The organism is Oribacterium sp. Sow4_G1_1, assembly GCF_052116105.1.
Classification (GTDB): domain Bacteria; phylum Bacillota; class Clostridia; order Lachnospirales; family Lachnospiraceae; genus Oribacterium.
In genome coordinates, this window is record NZ_JBQKLS010000007.1 from 95,992 (window position 1) to 113,249 (window position 17,258).

General features: G+C 52.4%; 15 protein-coding genes. 4 read left to right on the forward strand and 11 right to left on the reverse strand.

The window, feature by feature from the left end:
* Positions 1–40: 40 nt before the first annotated feature.
* From ACTQ52_RS06375 to ACTQ52_RS06415, 9 genes are all read right to left on the reverse strand, one after another.
* Positions 41–895 (reverse strand): aldo/keto reductase, encoded by an 855-nt coding sequence (locus ACTQ52_RS06375; protein WP_441982103.1) that lies wholly within the window; start codon positions 893–895, stop codon positions 41–43.
* Positions 895–1,794: a dihydrodipicolinate synthase family protein gene (locus ACTQ52_RS06380; RefSeq protein WP_410042376.1), complete on the reverse strand. Its 900-nt coding sequence runs from the start codon at positions 1,792–1,794 to the stop codon at positions 895–897. Before ACTQ52_RS06380 ends, ACTQ52_RS06375 begins: the two co-directional genes overlap by 1 nt.
* A gap of 217 nt (positions 1,795–2,011) precedes the next feature.
* A complete protein-coding gene (gene garR, locus ACTQ52_RS06385; RefSeq protein WP_441982104.1) occupies positions 2,012–2,899 on the reverse strand; it encodes a 2-hydroxy-3-oxopropionate reductase in 888 nt (295 codons plus the stop codon).
* A 283-nt stretch (positions 2,900–3,182) separates the two neighbouring features.
* Positions 3,183–4,532 carry an enolase C-terminal domain-like protein gene (locus ACTQ52_RS06390; RefSeq protein ID WP_441982105.1) on the reverse strand — a complete coding sequence of 450 codons (1,350 nt, stop codon included), beginning with the start codon at positions 4,530–4,532 and terminating at the stop codon, positions 3,183–3,185.
* Positions 4,533–4,654: 122 nt separating this feature from the next.
* Positions 4,655–5,521: a hypothetical protein gene (locus ACTQ52_RS06395; RefSeq protein ID WP_410042373.1), complete on the reverse strand. Its 867-nt coding sequence runs from the start codon at positions 5,519–5,521 to the stop codon at positions 4,655–4,657.
* A gap of 204 nt (positions 5,522–5,725) precedes the next feature.
* Positions 5,726–6,790: a tripartite tricarboxylate transporter substrate binding protein gene (locus tag ACTQ52_RS06400; RefSeq protein ID WP_441982106.1), complete on the reverse strand. Its 1,065-nt coding sequence runs from the start codon at positions 6,788–6,790 to the stop codon at positions 5,726–5,728.
* Positions 6,791–6,880: 90 nt separating this feature from the next.
* Complete coding sequence (locus ACTQ52_RS06405; RefSeq protein WP_441982107.1) at positions 6,881–8,383, reverse strand: tripartite tricarboxylate transporter permease; 1,503 nt, start codon at positions 8,381–8,383, stop codon at positions 6,881–6,883.
* Positions 8,384–8,399: 16 nt separating this feature from the next.
* Complete coding sequence (locus ACTQ52_RS06410) at positions 8,400–8,894, reverse strand: tripartite tricarboxylate transporter TctB family protein (RefSeq protein ID WP_441982108.1); 495 nt, start codon at positions 8,892–8,894, stop codon at positions 8,400–8,402.
* Positions 8,895–9,352: 458 nt separating this feature from the next.
* Positions 9,353–10,684: an enolase C-terminal domain-like protein gene (locus ACTQ52_RS06415; protein WP_410042369.1), complete on the reverse strand. Its 1,332-nt coding sequence runs from the start codon at positions 10,682–10,684 to the stop codon at positions 9,353–9,355.
* Positions 10,685–10,986: 302 nt separating this feature from the next.
* On the opposite strand from ACTQ52_RS06415, the gene ACTQ52_RS06420 reads away from it, so the two are divergent.
* A complete protein-coding gene (locus tag ACTQ52_RS06420) occupies positions 10,987–11,916 on the forward strand; it encodes a LysR family transcriptional regulator (protein WP_441982109.1) in 930 nt (309 codons plus the stop codon).
* Positions 11,917–11,942: 26 nt separating this feature from the next.
* On the opposite strand, the gene ACTQ52_RS06425 is transcribed toward ACTQ52_RS06420, so the two are convergent.
* Positions 11,943–13,466 (reverse strand): UxaA family hydrolase, encoded by a 1,524-nt coding sequence (locus tag ACTQ52_RS06425; protein ID WP_441982110.1) that lies wholly within the window; start codon positions 13,464–13,466, stop codon positions 11,943–11,945.
* 137 nt (positions 13,467–13,603) lie between these two features.
* Between ACTQ52_RS06425 and ACTQ52_RS06430 the strand changes: the two genes are divergently transcribed.
* Positions 13,604–13,768 (forward strand): LysR family transcriptional regulator, encoded by a 165-nt coding sequence (locus ACTQ52_RS06430; RefSeq protein WP_441982111.1) that lies wholly within the window; start codon positions 13,604–13,606, stop codon positions 13,766–13,768.
* Between the two features lie 45 nt (positions 13,769–13,813).
* Entirely contained in the window at positions 13,814–14,515 is a 702-nt protein-coding gene (locus ACTQ52_RS06435; protein ID WP_441982112.1) for a LysR family transcriptional regulator substrate-binding protein, read from the forward strand.
* 85 nt (positions 14,516–14,600) lie between these two features.
* On the opposite strand, the gene ACTQ52_RS06440 is transcribed toward ACTQ52_RS06435, so the two are convergent.
* Positions 14,601–15,791, reverse strand: a complete 1,191-nt coding sequence (locus ACTQ52_RS06440; RefSeq protein WP_441982113.1) for an iron-containing alcohol dehydrogenase — start codon at positions 15,789–15,791, stop codon at positions 14,601–14,603.
* Positions 15,792–16,022: 231 nt separating this feature from the next.
* Here ACTQ52_RS06440 and ACTQ52_RS06445 point away from each other — a divergent pair, with 231 nt between their 5' ends.
* Entirely contained in the window at positions 16,023–17,237 is a 1,215-nt protein-coding gene (locus tag ACTQ52_RS06445; RefSeq protein WP_441982114.1) for a DUF819 family protein, read from the forward strand.
* The last annotated feature ends 21 nt before the right edge of the window (positions 17,238–17,258 follow it).

Consider the following 17,258-nt stretch of genomic DNA (forward strand, 5'->3'; position numbering starts at 1 on the left):
ATTCATTTTGTTTCAACTTATTTCATTATAGCAAATAAGTTTACTGCATATCCAGATATTCTTTGTGCGTCGGCTTCGGATACACGCGGTCGATGGCCTGCAGCTCCTCCGGGCTCAGTGTGATCTGATCGGCGCCTGCATTGGCCAGCGTATGCTCCGCACGGGAGCTGCGTGGAATCGCAATGGTGTGTCCGTCACGGATGTTCCAGGCGAGCAGAATCTGCGGCACCGTCGCATGATGCGCCTCGGCGATGCTCTGCAGGGTCTTGTTTGAGAAGAGGCCACTCCGGAGTGAGCCGGCCTGTGCGAGCGGACAGTACGCCATGAGCGCTACCTGATTTTTCCGCATCCACGGAAGGAGGGAATACTCGATGCCACGGGAGCCGGTATGGTAGAGCACCTGGTTCACCTGGCAGTTCCGGCCCTCCGGGATCGCCCAGAGCTCCTCCATATCATCGATGTCGAAGTTGGAGACGCCCCAGGCCCGGATCAGGCCCTCGGCGCGCAGCTCCTCGAGGCAGCTCACCGTCTCCTCCAGAGAGTAGTTGCCCCGCCAGTGGTAGAGATAGAGGTCGAGGTACTGCTGCCCCATGCGCTCGAGGCTGCCCATCAGAGCGCAGCGCATACGCTTGCCGCCGGCATTGCCCGGAAGCACCTTCGACACGAGGTAAAGCTTCGAGCGATCCTCCGTGCTGAGCGCCTCTCCGAGCATATCCTCTGCAGCACCACTGCCGTACATCTCCGCGGTATCGATGAGGGTCATGCCGGCCGCGATGCCCTGGCGGATGCCCTCGATTTCCTGCTGACGCTGCGCCCGGTTCTCGCCGAGGTACCAGGTCCCCTGGCCGAGTGCCGGAACGACGGCACCGTTTGCGAGTGTGACTGTGTGCTTCATCAGATCAGACCTGCCTCCTTCATCACCTTCTTAAAGTGTTCAAGGGTAGCTTCGTTTGTGGTCGGAAGGGATGGAAGGTACGGATCACCGACCTCGAGGCCGCGGATCGCTGCCATATCCTTCGCAGCTACCGGGAAGGATGCCTTATCCATCGCAAGGCGTACCGGATTCAGCTTGAACTGTGCCTCACGGGAACCCTCGAAATCGCCCTCGGTGTACTTCTTATAGACATCACCGATCAGCTCCGGCATGAAGTTACCAGCGGTGCATACGCCGCCGACCGCGCCGACGCAGAGCGATGCGAAGAGAAGGGTGTCCTTGCCACCGAAGACCTTGAAGTCGACGTCACGGTTTCTGCGTACGCACTCCTCGGTGAGGGTGATGTCGCCGGAGGTATCCTTCATGCCGACGATGTTTGCGACGTCATGTGCAAGCTCAGTCACGATATCTGCACTGAGGCCATAACCTACACGGCCAGGGTTGTTGTAGAGAAGCACCGGCGTCTCCGGAATCGCATCCGCGATGGCTTTGAAATGACGATAGAGCTCGTCATGGGTCGGCTTCAGGAACATCGGCTGAAGGATGGAAACGCAGGATGCGCCGTTTGCGACGGCCATCTTGGCGAGGCGGATGCACTTCTTCGTATTGATGGCACCGATGCCGAAGTAAACCGGCACACGACCAGCGGCCTGATCCACCATGATCTTGAGACCGCGCTCCATCTCGTCCTCCTCGAGCTGATAGAACTCGCCGTTGGAACCGAACGCCAGGATGCCCTGAAGGCCTCCATCGATGACATAATCCACCTGCTTCCGCATGCCGGCCTCATCGATCTTCTCATCCTGATCGATGACGGTAATAATCGGAACAACTACACCCTTGATAAACTCTGTATTCATGAAAATCCTCTTTCTGATTCTATAATCATAATATTGATTGACTGCTTTTCATTCTGGACGAATGATTTCTTATCCTATGGTAAAGCTTCAGTCCAGACCCTATCCGGCTGGATATTTCCGAATACAAAAAGCCCGGCAACCGGCGTTAAAATGGAAGGGAAAAGCGCTCGGTGCCGGGCTTCAGATCAGTATGAAGCTATAACACTATTTTGTAAGATTACTTTGCGATGGAAACACCGGTCATTCTCTCATAGTAGCGAACGATGTCGTCGTGATCGCAGGCACCCTCGTCGTGGTTCTTCAGCTCCTGCATAACCTCCATCATGTGTGCGGTCATCGGAACCGGCATGTTGATGGCATGGGAAGCGTTGAGGGCGTTGTTCAGATCCTTGATGTGAAGGTCGATTCTGAAGCCTGGCTTGTAGTTGCCGGAAAGCATCATCGGAGCCTTGGCATCGAGAACAGTGGAACCAGCGAGACCGCCACGGATTGCCTGGTATACGAGCTCAGGATCAGTTCCAGCCTTCTTAGCGAAGGTCAGTGCCTCTGCAACGATGCCAATGTTGGCAGCTACGATCATCTGGTTTGCAAGCTTTGCAACGTTACCGGAGCCCAGAGGTCCAACATATACGACAGAACCAGCCATAACCATGAGCATGTCATAGTACTTGTCGAAGGTCTCCTTCTTACCACCGACCATAACGGAAAGGGTTCCATCGATGGCCTTTGGCTCTCCACCGGATACAGGTGCATCGAGCATATCTACGCCGAGCTTCTCGAGGTCAGCACCGATCTTCTTGGACTCAACCGGGTCGATGGAAGACATATCGATGAGTACGGACTCACCCTTGCGGAAGCCCTCTGCGAGGCCCTTCTCGTTAAATACAGCGGCACGTACGTGTGGGGAGTTCGGAACCATGGTGATGACAACATCTGCGAACTCTGCAAGATCCTTACCGCAGGTACCAGCCTTTGCGCCAGCAGCTACCAGCTCATCAACTGCAGCCTGGTTGAAATCAAATACCATCAGCTCGTGACCAGCCTTGAGCAGGTTCTTCGCCATCGGTCTACCCATGATACCAAGTCCTAAAAATCCAATCTTCATGTTTATTCCTCACTTTCTTAATGAAAAAAAATGTTTATGCACTTATGTAGTGGAGTGCTTTCGCATCTCACGCTGTTATCTTACTGAATCCATACGTTTTAAACTAGAATGAAACTGGCCAAAGATTTTTCATTTTCTGCTCGATTCGTCAAGTCCCTGTTATTTATTTCATATCATTTCATTTTAATCCGTATTTATTCATTTGCTGCAACGTTTCGTTTCATCTGATTCAGATATGTTTCAAAATGCTTCTATGAGCTTCGACTATCTATAGAAGCCGCACTTATCTTACCAGTGCCGGTTTCTTGTGATCATACTTCCAGCCCGGAATCAGATACTGCATCGCCTTCGCATCATCACGATCATGGGATGGCAGGCTGTTGTAAAGCTTATTTGCCTTCATGACCTTCTCCATGTTGAGATGTACGCCGAGTCCCGGTGCATCCGGAACCTGCAGCTTGCCGCCGATGATCTGTGGCGTATCATCGAGGAGATTCTGACCGTCCTGCCAGATCCAGTGGGTATCGAGCGGTGCCGGATCGCCGACCGCAGCGGCACCCACCTGTGCAAAGGCTGCCAGTGTGATGTCGAAGTGGTTGTTCGAGTGTACGCCCCAGGTAAGACCCCAGGAGTTGAGAAGCTGTGACATACGGATCGCACCATCGAAGCCCCAGAAGTGCGGATCTGCGAGGATGATATCGCAGGCATTGAGGCTTACGGTGTGATAGAACTGACGCCAGTCGGTTGCGATCATGTTCGTCGCCACCTGGAACTGTGTCGCATTCTTAAACTCGCGCATGATCTCACGGCTGGAATAACCGGCCTCTGGTCCGCATGGATCCTCCATGTAGGTGATGATCCCATGCATATCCTTGCAGAGCTCGATGGCCTCCTTCAGGCTCCATGCGCCGTTCGGGTCAATGTTGATACGTGCATCCGGGAACCGCTTCTTCAGTGCACGCATCGCATCCATCTCCTCGGAGCCCTTCAGTACACCGCCCTTCAGCTTGAAGTTGCGGAAACCGTACTTTTCGGTCAGCGCCTCTGCCTCTTCGACCACTCTCTCCGGTGTCAGAATTTCCTCACGGCGCAGACGGAACCATGGATCCGAGCTGTCGCTCTCATCGAGATACTGCATCTCGCCTGCCGGCACTTTCTTCTTATCGGACACATAGAAGAGATAGCCGAGCATCTCGACTTCCTTTCGCTGCTGTCCCTCACCGAGAAGATCACACATCGGTACGCCCAGGAACTGGCCCAACAGATCGAGCATCGCACACTCCAGTGCCCACTCACTCTTTACGACGAACTTCAACTTCGAGATATCCAGCGTCTGGATACCCTCGCCATCGTCCTCTGCGGCAGGGTTCGCCAGCTTATGGATCTTCTGGAGGATCTGACGATACTTCGCGATCGGCTGTCCCTCTACGAGTGGCTTTACTGCGTTAAGACACTCACAGGTGTAATCTCCACCATGAATCTCACCGATGCCCTGATGTCCCGCACTATCCTCGAGAATCACCAGATTTCTTGTAAATGCCGGTGCATGACAGCCCGACAGAGTCATCAGCATACTGTCGTAGCCGGCCACCGGGATGACCTGCATCTTCTTAATAATAGGTGTATCTGCCATTTTCATACCTCTTTTCTTCTATGGTGCATAAGCGTCGGAAAAATGAATCTTCCAACACAAATCGTATGCTCACCTTTTCTGCAGTAAAGGTGCTTATAAAAGCAGCAGCGAAGCTACTGAAATTATCGAATTAAAAATGAGACGAGCTCGAGAACGTGATGGAGCTCCGGATATGGATCTCTCGTGAGTTCCTGCTTCGTAACCGCTTCGCGAACAGAAAAACCGGCGCTTAAAAAGCGATTTCGGATATAGACGTCGAGAACATCATCCTCGATGCTTACGGAGATTTTTCCAGGTGTATATTCTGAAAAGGCGCGAAGCTTCTGTAGGAAGGCACTGCTCGGAAGCTTCGCGTCCTGATCAGCGGTATAGAGATGCATCGACGAAGGGACGCCCTCCGGACGTGCTGCTTCGTCAAGCTGCTGTTTTTTATAGAAGTCTGTCTGAAATTCTACCGGGAACACGCCATCCTCAAGGATGCGTACATTCAGTCCGGTGGATTTCGGGAGTCGAATACGGATCCAGTTGCCGGTATTGATGTCAGCGGCAACGCCCTTTTCATGCTGGTGCTGTGCGACGGAGCAGTCCGTCGAGCGGATCTCGAGCTTTCCCTTCGTTCCATGAATGGATTTGAAAAAGCTCGCGGTCTTCGGCACAAACGGCAGAAGTCCGGCGGCTTCCAGATCCTGCTCGGAAAGCTGCGTTCCCTTTTCTTCGATTTCGGTATCGCTGAAATCCTTCAGTGTGCTCAGCTCGAGATTCGTGTTTTCACACTTTTTAAGATAGGCGCGCTGCTGCTTTCGTACGACGAAAATCTGATACAGGATGGCGACCACCAGAAGGATGGAGGTGAGCATAAACTGCTTTAAGACGGAAACCACGATGACGGCGATGAGCAGAACGATCAGCGCATACGCCATGTAATGAATGCGCTTGTTCTCCTGCACCAGCTCCTGTACGTACTGATCCTGCGTTTTTCTGACTGCCATAAGTACCTCTTTCCTGTGATGAGCACGCAGGGAGTGCCGGCTGAAAACGCGGGGTTTCCCGTGATGCCCTGTATATAGATGATGTAAAAGGGTCATAGATCACCATATGATTCCTCATCCGATGATCTCTGATTCTTTTAAATTCCGGTTCCGGCAGACTGCCGGAACCGGGCTAAAGGAAGTTATATGGAGAAGATTACGTTTTTACTTTTCAACAGACTCAGCAATCTCCTTGAAGGTTGCAAGGTAGTTCTTATCGTTCTCTACAGAATCTGCAGCAGAGAGATAGTACGGATTGATCTCCATGTTCTTGAGGTCTTCCTGGCACTTCTCGTTCTCCGTAACAGCCTTGGTGGTGTTCTCAAACCATGCGATGACAGCATCATCGGTTCCAGCCGGGAAGTAGAAAGAGTAGTCAAGGTCAGGGTAAACGATGTCAATGCCCTGCTCCTTCAGTGTCGGAACATCCGGCATCAGTGCGGATCTCTCTTCTGTAGGGATACCTACACATACAAACTGACCTGCATCAAGATAATCCTTGGTATTTACGAATGCACCCGGCATCATATCTACCTGACCGGAAAGCATCGCCGTTACCTTATCAGAGTTAGATCCTACGTCTACGAGGTCGAGATCGATACCAGCTACCTGCTCAAACTTGAGGAGCTCGTAGTAGGTATATGCACCCACCTCGGTACAAGCCTTCAGCTGACCAGGATTTGCCTTGGCAGCCTCGATGAACTCATTGAGGTCCTTATACTTATCCGGATTTACATAGAGACCCTGTGCATCATTCTTTGCGAAGGTTGGTCCGAGTGTAAATGCGGTGTAGTCATAATCGGTGATGCCGGCAACACTAGCCACATTTACGAGGTTGTGACCATACAGAACGGTCTGGCCATCGTTGGCTGCGGACAGAACCTGATTTGCAGCAACGGATCCGGATGCACCACTTGCATTTACAACGACGAAGTCAACGCCGGTTGCTTCCTTCGCATACTGTGCGAAGATACGAGCGGAAAGGTCGGTGTCTCCACCTGCACCTGCCGGAAGAACCAGAGAAATCGGACCGGATGGCTGCCAGTCACCTGCGGTGGTGTTTGCAGCTGCGGTGGTGCTTTCAGCCGCATCTCCGGATGCAGCGCTCTCTGCAGCCTTCGTCTCTGCTGGTGCAGCAGCGGTGGTGCTACCGGTTGAGGAAGAGCCACATGCAGCGAGGCCGAGTGCCATGCTACCTGCAAGAAGTGCGGATAAGATTCTTTTTTTCATAGTTTTTCTCCTTTTTCGGGGCGCCCCCCGGCGCCCATGATTTATTACTTCTTCCGTCTCGCGGAAGTTTAGTACAGTTTTTGTTTTCACTTAGTCATCGACTTTCTTGCCACCGTGCTTGATCTCCTTAAACATAGACCAGAGGAGAACGCCGCAGGCGATGAAGAAGAATACATCGAAGATCGGATGTGTGAAGAATGCGCCGAAGCTCTTGTAGCTCATGATGCCTCGACGGAGGTAGGTCTCCGTCATCGAGCCGACCAGGAAGCAAAGGACGAACGGTGTCGTCGGAAGACTAAGCTTGTGATAGATGTAGCCGACCACACCGAAGACGATGATGGACTGCACATCGAAGACACGGTTGTTGGTTGCATATGCACCGACTGCGCAGAGTACGAGGATCAATGGCATCAGAATGTGCTTCGGAACCTTCAGAATCTGTACGAAGCCCTTGATACATGTCCACTCAACGATCAGCATGATAAGGTCACATACCATACATGCAGCGAAGATGCCGTATACGACGTCGGCGTTCTTTACGAAGAGGAGCGGACCGGCGGACAGGCCGTGAATCAAGAAGCCGCCAAGCATCATCGCGGTAACACCGTCGCCCGGGATACCGAGAACGAGAAGCGGAATCATCGCACCACCGATCGTTGCATTGTTCGCACACTCGGTTGCAACGATACCTTCCGGATCACCTGTACCGAAGGTTTCCGGATGCTTGCTCATGTTCTTTGCGGTTACGTAAGACAGCATACCGGAGGTGGAACCGCCGATACCCGGAAGGATACCGATGCCGGTTCCGATGAGGGCTGCTCTCAGTGCACCCGGAAGCCAGGAAACGAACTCCTTCATGGAGAAGCCGAAGCCCTTCACCTTTGAGGTCGGGATGGTCTGTACACCCTTCGCATTCATCTCCTCTGCGGACTTCAGAATATCTGCGACAGCAAAGATACCGATGAGAGTGGTCAGCTGGTTGAAGCCGGCAAGAAGATTCGCATTGCCGAAGGTAAAACGTGCCGTACCGTCGATTGGTGCCATACCGATGAAGCAGAACACCAGTCCGAAGAGGCCTGCGAGGAGACCCTTGATCATATTTCCTGAGGAGAGGATCGCCACCATCGTAAGAGCGAAAAAGCAGATACCGAAGTTCTCAACCGGAGTGAACTTCAGCGCAACATCTGCAAGCATCGGTGCGAAGAAGGACAGGATAAAGAACGAAAGCAGTGATCCGAGGAAGGAGAAGACGATGCCGACACCAAGTGCCTTCATCGCTTCACCCTTCTGCGCCATCGGGTAGCCATCAAAGGTGGTCGCGATGGAAGAAGCGGTACCCGGCATGTTGAGGAGGATCGCGGAGATCAGTCCGCCGGAGATACCTCCGATGTAAACAGCAACCAGGGTGTTCATACCGAGGGAGGCTTCCATGCTGAAGGTCAGCGGGAGCATCAGGGCGACGGCCATGGATGCGGAAAGACCAGGAATCGATCCGAAGATGATGCCGATTGCCACACCGGCGATCATAAAAAGTAAGGAAACCGGCTGGCAAACTGAAACGATGCCGGCACCTAACTGTGCTAATGCGTTCATTCTGTTTCCTCCTTTATTACAGTGCGAAGATTCCTGCCGGAAGGACGATCTTGAATCCGTAGCGGAACAGGAAGTAGACGATAAATGTAAATACAACATCGATGACCAGATACTGGATCAGATCCTTTTTCGTACGATGTGCATCCGGCGCGAGGATCGTGATCTGAATAAACAGATAAACCAGTGTACTGATGATAAAACCGATTGGGCTCAGTACGTTGACATACACGATAGAGGCTACCAGACTGCCGAGCACTCGCTTATAATCAGCGGTATCCTTGTAGTCGGATGCTTCCACCTCAGTGACATGCTTCTTCAGTCCCTTGACAGTCCAGAGCAGAAGCAGAAGTGCCAGTACCAGGATGATGATGCCTACCAGACGTGGCATAAAATCCGGACCGATTTCCATCACCTTCGACTTCGGCAGTTTTCCGGCACCGACGATCAGTGCGATTCCTAATGCTGCGTAGAAGATGCCGACGATCATGTCGCCATATTTCTTTAAGAACATTGAAGTTCCCCCTTTCCTGTCCGTCCCCGGACACTCCTCTGTGCAATACAGAGATCTATCTTCCATAGGCCCCCGCCTATAAAATTTAAACTCCACAACTCATCTCGTGTTTCTTTGCTGTGCTTAGTATAAAATTCACAATATCGTTCGTAAAGCTCGTAACTCTAATGCCAGATTAAGCAAAACTTATCAAACTGCCGCATGGCAATAAGTTTTGCTTTCGGTTTTGCTTATGAAAGCATTAGAAAAACTTACGTTAATTTATAAACGTATACTTTCATTAATAATTACATGTTTACGTCCTGCTGGAATTCAGTTCCTGCATCCGCTTTCAGACAGTAAAACGCTCCCTCTAAAGCGGATACAGGAATCGTAGATTCCTGTATCCGCTTTAGAGGGAGCACCTGATTATAAATGCTGGTACTCCCGACACGAATATCAGCAGTACCAGCATCACATTAACGAACCATACACGGACGCTTGTTATCAAACTTCCAGTTCGGCACCAGAAACTGCATGCCGATGGCATCATCACGTGCACCGAGGCAGTTATCCATATAGAGCTTGTTTGCCTTCATGATCTGCTCACGATCGACCTCGACACCGAGACCCACCATCTTATCGATGTTATGAATGCATCCACCCTCGATCTGCATCGGGTTCTTCGTCAGACGGTTTCTACCCTCCTGCCAGATCCAGTGCGTATCGATACCGTTCATGCGGCCAGGGATGGCAGCGGCACACTGTGCAACCATCGCGAGGGAAATATCGAAGTGGTTGTTGGAGTGGCAGCCCCACATCAGACCGAAGTCGTTGCACAGCTGACCGACACGTACCGAACCCTCCATGGTCCAGAAGTGCGGATCTGCCAGCGGAATATCGACCGCCTTCAGCTCGATGCAGTGACGCATCTGACGCCAGTCGGTATCGATCATGTTGGTGGCGGTAAACATGCCGGACTCCTGACGGAACTCCGCCATCACCTCACGGCCGGAGAAACCATTCTCTGCGCCGCATGGATCCTCGATGTATGCCAGGATTTCCTTAAACTTCGGTGCCATCTCGAGGGACTTCTCAAGAGACCAGCAGCCGTTCGGATCGAGATCGACACGTGCATTCGGGAATGCCTTCTTGATGGCAGCGACGGCCTTATACTCCTCTTCCGGCTCGAAAACGCCGCCCTTCAGCTTGAAATCCTCGAAGCCGTACTTCTCCGCCGTTGCCTTCGCAAGTGCGACGATGTGCTCCGGGTCCATCGCTTCTTCGTTACGAAGTCTGTACCACTCACAGTCCGAGTCGGACTCATCCATGTATGGAAGCGTGGTCTTCTTACGATCACCGACATAGAAGAGATAGGAAAGGAAACGTACCGATGTTCTCTGAAGACCATCACCCATGAGGGAAGCAGCTGGAACCTCGAGGAACTTACCCATCAGGTCGAGAAGCGGAGCTTCGATCGCCGTTACAACATGTACACCGGTACGAAGGTCGAAGGTCTGAAGTCCTCTGACATCATCCTTGATGTTTGCATCGAGCCATGCACGTACACGATTTAAGGTATTCTTATAATCTGAAATCTTCGTGCCGATGACGAGATCCTTTACCGCCTCCAGTGCGTTTGTGATCTTCTGACCGCCAGGAACCTCGCCGATACCCTCTACACCGTTTGAATCGGTCAGGATGACGATGTTTCTGGTGAAGTATGGTGCATGCGCACCGGAAAGGTTCAGCTCCATGGAATCGAAGCCGGCAACCGGGAATACTTCCATCTTTTCTACTACTGGAATCATGTTTTTCCTCCTTCATGAATCATGACATATACATCTTATGTACAGCGCCTCTGCAGGATCAAATGCTTACATAATCTGCAGCTCTTCGCTGTAATGATCGATGGTTTCTGTACTTCTTATATGGAAAGTATAAAATTCATAGATTTTTTAGTAAAGCTCGTAACTCTTATGGTATACTAAGCATAACTTATTGTTTTCATGTGTTTTAATAAGTTTTACTTTTAGTTTTGCTTATGATAGCATTAGGAAAACTTACGTTGAATCATCGATATGTAATGAATATTTCATCTAAGGAGGAACGCATGGATTTCCGGGAATGCGAATATATGGTTGAAATCGCGAAGGAGAATAACATCACGAAAGCCGCAAAGAATCTCTTCATCTCCCAGTCGGCCCTGAATCAACAGCTTCTCAAGCTGGAAAAGGAGTTAGGCACACAGCTCTTCGTGCGCTCCCGCACCGACTGGCACCCGACCGAAGCCGGGGAAGCCTATCTGCAGGGAGCCCGCAAAGCCCTCCTGATCAAGCAGGATACCTATAAGAAAATCTACAATATCACGCACTCCGGAAAATCCGAGCTGAAGATCGGTCTGACGACCAATCGCGGCATTCGCATGTTCACACAGATCTATCCTGCACTCCACGACAAATATAGTGAACTGCGCATCAGTCCACAGGAAATGAGTGTGACGAATCTGCAGCAGGAGCTGAAAGTCGGGAACATCGACCTCGGCTTCGTCACCCTGCGGGAGGATCAGCGGACGACCGACGACTACCTGACGATCGGCTCTGAGGAGATGTGTGTCCTGGTGCCGAAAAAGCATCCACTCTGCGATCGCTACTCCTTCCGTGGTTCGGAGCTTCCGATCATCAATCTGAGGGACCTGCAGTACGAGCCTTTCGTGGTACTCTCCCACGCATCGACCACTCGCCAGATCACCGATGATATCTTTCGGAATGCCGGCTTCGAGCCGACGATCCTCATGGAAACAAACTCGACCGCCAGTCTTCCGACCCTGGTGGAAGCCAGTCTCTGCTGCGCAATCGTACCGCGCTACTACGCAGACGAAAAAAATCCCAAGATCGGATGCTTCGTATTACCGAATCACCCGACCTGGGATCTCTGTATCACCTACCGTAAAGGTGCGTACCTCACCGACGCCGCAAAGGATTTCATCGCCATGGTACGCGCGTACTGGGCTGAGCACCTGGCACCGGTGCAAACGAATTAAGGTAGTGAATAAAACCAGTGCTTATCTCACGTGATCGGCGCGGGGTTAAATACGCAGAGGTCGTTGGCGAAGCCGTACTGTTCGGTGTATGGCTTTTTGATGCCGGAGGCGACGTCGAGGATGAAGTCAAAGAGTTCTTCGCCCTGTTCTGCGATGGTGCGGTCGCCGACGGCAGCCGGGCCTGCGTTGAAGTCGATGATATCCGGCCACTGTTCCTTCATTTCGTTTCTGGAGCAGAGCTTGATCACTGGTGCTGCGGCGAGTCCGTATGGTGTGCCACGTCCGGTCATGAATACTTCGAGGCCCATGCCGGAGGCGAGCTGAGACGGTCCGCAGACGAGGTCAGAGGCTGGTGTCGCTGCGAAGATTTCGCCGTGCTTCGTCGGCTTGTCGCCAGGGGACAGAACTTCAACGATTGGGGACGAGCCCGACTTTGCGATGGAGCCCATGGACTTCTCGATGATGTTCGAGAGGCCACCCTTCTTATTCCCTGGTGTAGTGTTCGCACCACGGTCGACACCACCCTTCTTCAGGTAATTATCGTACCACTTCATCTCTTCCACGAGACGCTTCCCTACCTCTTCGTTGATGCAGCGATGGGCGATGAACTGTACACCATCACGCACCTCGGTTACCTCGGAGAACATCGCGGTTCCGCCCCCGGAAACGAGGAGATCGGCGGCATAACCGGCTGTCGGATTCGCGGTGATACCGGAGAATGCATCCGAACCACCGCACTGCATGCCGACGAGCAGGTCGGACAGGGGCAGTTCCTCCCTCTTCCGCTCGTTCAGAATCCGCAGCTTCTTTTCTGCCATCTCGCAGATGGCATCCATCATGGCCTGGTATCCCTTATAGTTCTGAAGGACGATGACATTGTCCTCGTTATTCAGCTCCGGCCACCACTCGCAGAAACGGTCGACGGTAAACTTCTCACAGCCTAAACCAACCAGCATAAATACGCCGCCGAAATTCGGATGGGTTGCGATGTTGCGGATGATCTTCTGCGGAATGTAGGCATCCGGTGCATCGATGGCGACACCGCAGCCATATGGATGATTGATGGCGACGACGTCATCTACGTTCGGATACTTCGGCAGGATCTCCCGCTTGATGCGCTGGATGGCAACATTGAGCACACCCGCAACACACTGCACGGTCGTGTTGATGCCGAGGATGTTCCGGGTGCCGGCGTAACCACCGTTCGGATTACGATAGCCCATCCAGGTCGTCCGCTTCGGCTTCGGAAGGTCCGTGCGGATGTTCGTCGCAAATTCCATCTGATCGAGATCCGGTGCCGGTGCCATGATGAGGTTCTTCTCATTGATCCAGCCGCCGACCGGGATATCCTCTGCGGTCGTGCCGAGCACCACACCGTAGCGAATGACTTCGGATCCCTTCGGAAGTGCCTTCAGCGCGATCTTATGTGCCTGTGGGATGTCTTCCACGGTGACCACGCCCGGCATGACTTCGGTACCCTTCGGCACATCATGGATGGCGATGGCGACGTTATCACGCTCGGTGATTTGAATGCATAATCTATTTGCCATGCTTTTTCCTCCTTACTTTGGTTAAAAGCGATTGCTCATTCACTTGATATGCTCATTATATTGCGTTAAAATATGTTAGTAAAATTAATTAATATAAATGCAGGATTAGTTTTCCTAACACCGTAGGTTTACTATTTATGGATACAAAACAGATCGAATACATCATTAAAATCGCCGATGAGGGATCCATCACCCGTGCTGCAGAGAAGCTCTTCATCACGCAGTCTGCTCTCTCTCAGCAGCTTCAGAAGCTCGAGAAGGAGCTGGGCGCTCCGCTGTTCGTACGCAACAAATCAGACTAGACACTGACCCCGGAGGGCAATGTCTATGTCGAAAATGCGCGTGAGATGCTCCGCATCAAGCAGAAAACCTACACGCTGATCGCCGATATGGCTGACACCCATCGTGGCTTTCTCTCTGTCGGCATGACACCGGGGCGGGGCTCCGATATGTTTCCATATGTCTATCCGAAGTTTCATGACATGTATCCGGATTTTACGATCGAACCACGCGAACTCAGTGTACGAAAGCAGCAGGAAGCAATCCACAAAGGTGAACTGGATATCGGCTTCGTCACGATCTCCGAACAGCAGAAAACCAACGACGAGTACATCGATATGTTCGATGAAGAAATCTTTCTGGCTCTACCTGAGCAGTATCCGCTCCCGGATGAATATCTGCAGACAGATGCACAGTATCCGGAGGTTCCTCTCTCGCTGTTCCGTTACGAGCCGTTCGTGATGATGTATAAGGAATCGACGATTCGTAAAACCGTGGATCAGATTTTTCATGATGCCGGCTTCAGCCCGACGGTTCTGTTTGAAACTTCGAATAACGCAACGATTCTATCCATGGTCAGTGCGAAGATGGCCTGTGCCCTCATTCCATACCACTATGTAAAAAAGCAGCCGGAAGGGGTCCGCTTCTATAGTCTCACGACACATCCGAGCTGGAAGGTCTGTGTTAGCTACCAGAAGAACACTTATCTCAGCAAAGCTGCTAAGGATTTCATCCAGCTGGTCGATGATTACTGGGAGCATGGAAAGTAAGAAAAAATCGTGCGCCGCCAGACGCACTTAATAAAGAGCCTGCATCAGCAGTCGCTGACGCGGGCTCTTTTTCGATACATCTTTTTTAATATGCCAGTCGGTAAATCTTCTCCATATCCTCGAGCTTCAGTCTAAGAATCGAACCGATGCCTCCATTCGTGGCCTTAAAGCAACCTTCTGCGAGGAGTTTATACTCTTCGTCGGTCGGGTTTACACCGAGCTCACGAAGGTTCGTCGGCATATGAATCGAACGGAAGAAATCTTCCATCGCTACGATGCCACGGAGTGCGGTCTCTTCGTCGTCTGCTCCTGCCTCGACACCGAGTACATTGACACCGAACTTTGCGAAGCGGGCCGGATTATACTTATACACGTAGCGTGCCCAGGTGCCCCAGATGGCCGCGAGACCGGCGCCGTGTGCGACATCATAGAGTCCGCCGAGCTCATGCTCGAGGCGATGGCAGGACCAGTCGCCACCATCCGTGCCACAGCCGGTCAGGCCGTTATGGCTGAGGGAGGAGGCCCACATGATTTCTGCGCGCGCGTCGTAGTTTGTCGGATCCGACATCATGATGTGTGCATTGGCCATCACGGTGCGAAGCAGGCCCTCGGCAATCGCATCCGTCAGCTCCATGGAGCCGCCGTTGTTGAAGTAGCGCTCCATCGTGTGCATACAGATGTCAGCCGCACCGGACATGGTCTGGTACTCCGGCAGAGTCATCGTGAGCTTCGGGTCCATGATAGCGAAGCGTGGACGCGCGAGATTCGTGTTGTAGGAACGCTTGATGCCACCCTCTTCCGTCATTTTTGTGATGACGGAAGAATTTGACATCTCGGAGCCGGTCGCCGCAATCGTCAGTACCACACCCTGCGGGGTGCATGCGCTCGCCTGGCGCTTGAAATCATAGAAATCCCAGACATCACCTGCGGTCTCATCCGCAAGTCCGTAGCCGATGGCCTTCGCGGAGTCGATGACAGAACCGCCACCGACGGAAAGGATGAAGTCGACGCCCTCCTTCCGACAGAGCTCGATGCCCTCGTAGACCTTACTGAGATGAGGGTTCGGTACGACACCGCCGAGCTCGACATAGCCGATGCCCGCTTCCGCGAGCTGCTGCTCGATCATCGGTACGAGCCCAGACTTCTTCACACGCTCACTTCCATAGTGGATCAGGACCTTCGTCGCGCCCTGCTCCTTCACAAGCTTTCCGGTTTCACTTGCCGTATCCGGACCAAACACCACCTTCGTCGGTGCATAATAAACAAATGGCAGCATATGATTTCCTCCATCTTCCATCGTCATGTCTGCGCTGGTGGATATCATGCGATGTGAACGCAGATGCACCTTTGCAGATCAAGTTTTCAGTATGATTTCATTGTACCATAAAAATTAAGCCATTCTGCATAATTAATAGATAGAATCATCATTTTACGCATGATTCCGCCTGCGATATAATGAGAAACATCATGATTCTTACGTGAAATTTATAGCTTAGGAGATAACACGATGAACACACTCATTTCCGCAGATAACACCTGGGTGCTGATGAGCATCATGGTGCTGGTGGTCGCATTTTCCATCTGGATGGAGCAGACCTACGCATGGGCCAGTAAGATCAGCGGTGCCATCATTGCCCTGATCTGTGCACTGCTGCTCACGAACCTGAAGATCATCCCGGCGAGCGCGCCGATCTTCGATGATGTGGTCTGGGGCTTCGCGGTGCCGATGGCGATTCCGCTGCTGCTTCTGCAGGTGAACCTGTCGAAGATCTGGAAGGAAACGGGACGGATGCTCGGCATCTTCCTGATCGGTGCCCTCGGCACGGTGGCCGGCGCAGTGCTCGGCGTCCTCATCCTCGGGAAGTTCATCCCGAATCTTCCATATGTGGCAGCGATGATGACCGGTTCCTACATCGGCGGCGGTGTCAACTTCACGGCCCTCGCCGACGCCTTCCATGTGGACCAGACCCTGATTTCTGCGGCGACCGTCGCCGATAATCTGAATATGGCGATCTACTTCATGATCCTCATCGCGTTTGCAGGCAACGCATGGCTCCGAAAGCACTATCCGCATCCGCACATCGATCACGTCCTCGCGCATGGTACAGACGCCGAGGAGGGCAAGACCCTCGCTGCGAAGTACTGGGGACGGAAGGAAATTTCTCTTCGGGATATCGCGATCGACTTCGCCTTCTCTATCATCGTCGTGACGATTTCAAAGGCCATCGCCGGTGTGCTCTCTACAGCGATTCCGACCGGAAACTGGTTCCTCAATATGCTGAACACCTTCTTCGGCAGCCAGTATGTATGGATCACGACCGTCGCGATGCTGTTCGCCACCGTTCTTCCGGAAAAGGCGGAGGCCATGCATGGCGCGCAGGAGCTGGGGACCTACCTCATCTACCTGTTCTTCTTCGTCATCGGTGTGCCGGCATCGATCCCGCTCATCATCCAGCAGGCACCGCTGCTTCTCGTCTTCTGCCTCCTGATGGTGATCGTCAACATGCTCTTCTGCTTCATCGGCGGTAAGCTCATCGGTGGCTCCCTCGAGGAGATCATCCTTGCATCCAATGCCAACATCGGTGGCCCGACCACCGCAGCCGGTATGGCGATCGCTCAGGGCTGGAATAAGCTTGTCGGCCCGTGCATGCTCGTCGGTACCTTCGGCTATGTCGTCGGCACCTACCTCGGCATCGTCGTCGGATCGCTGATGATCGGATAAATATATGACATAAAAACAGGA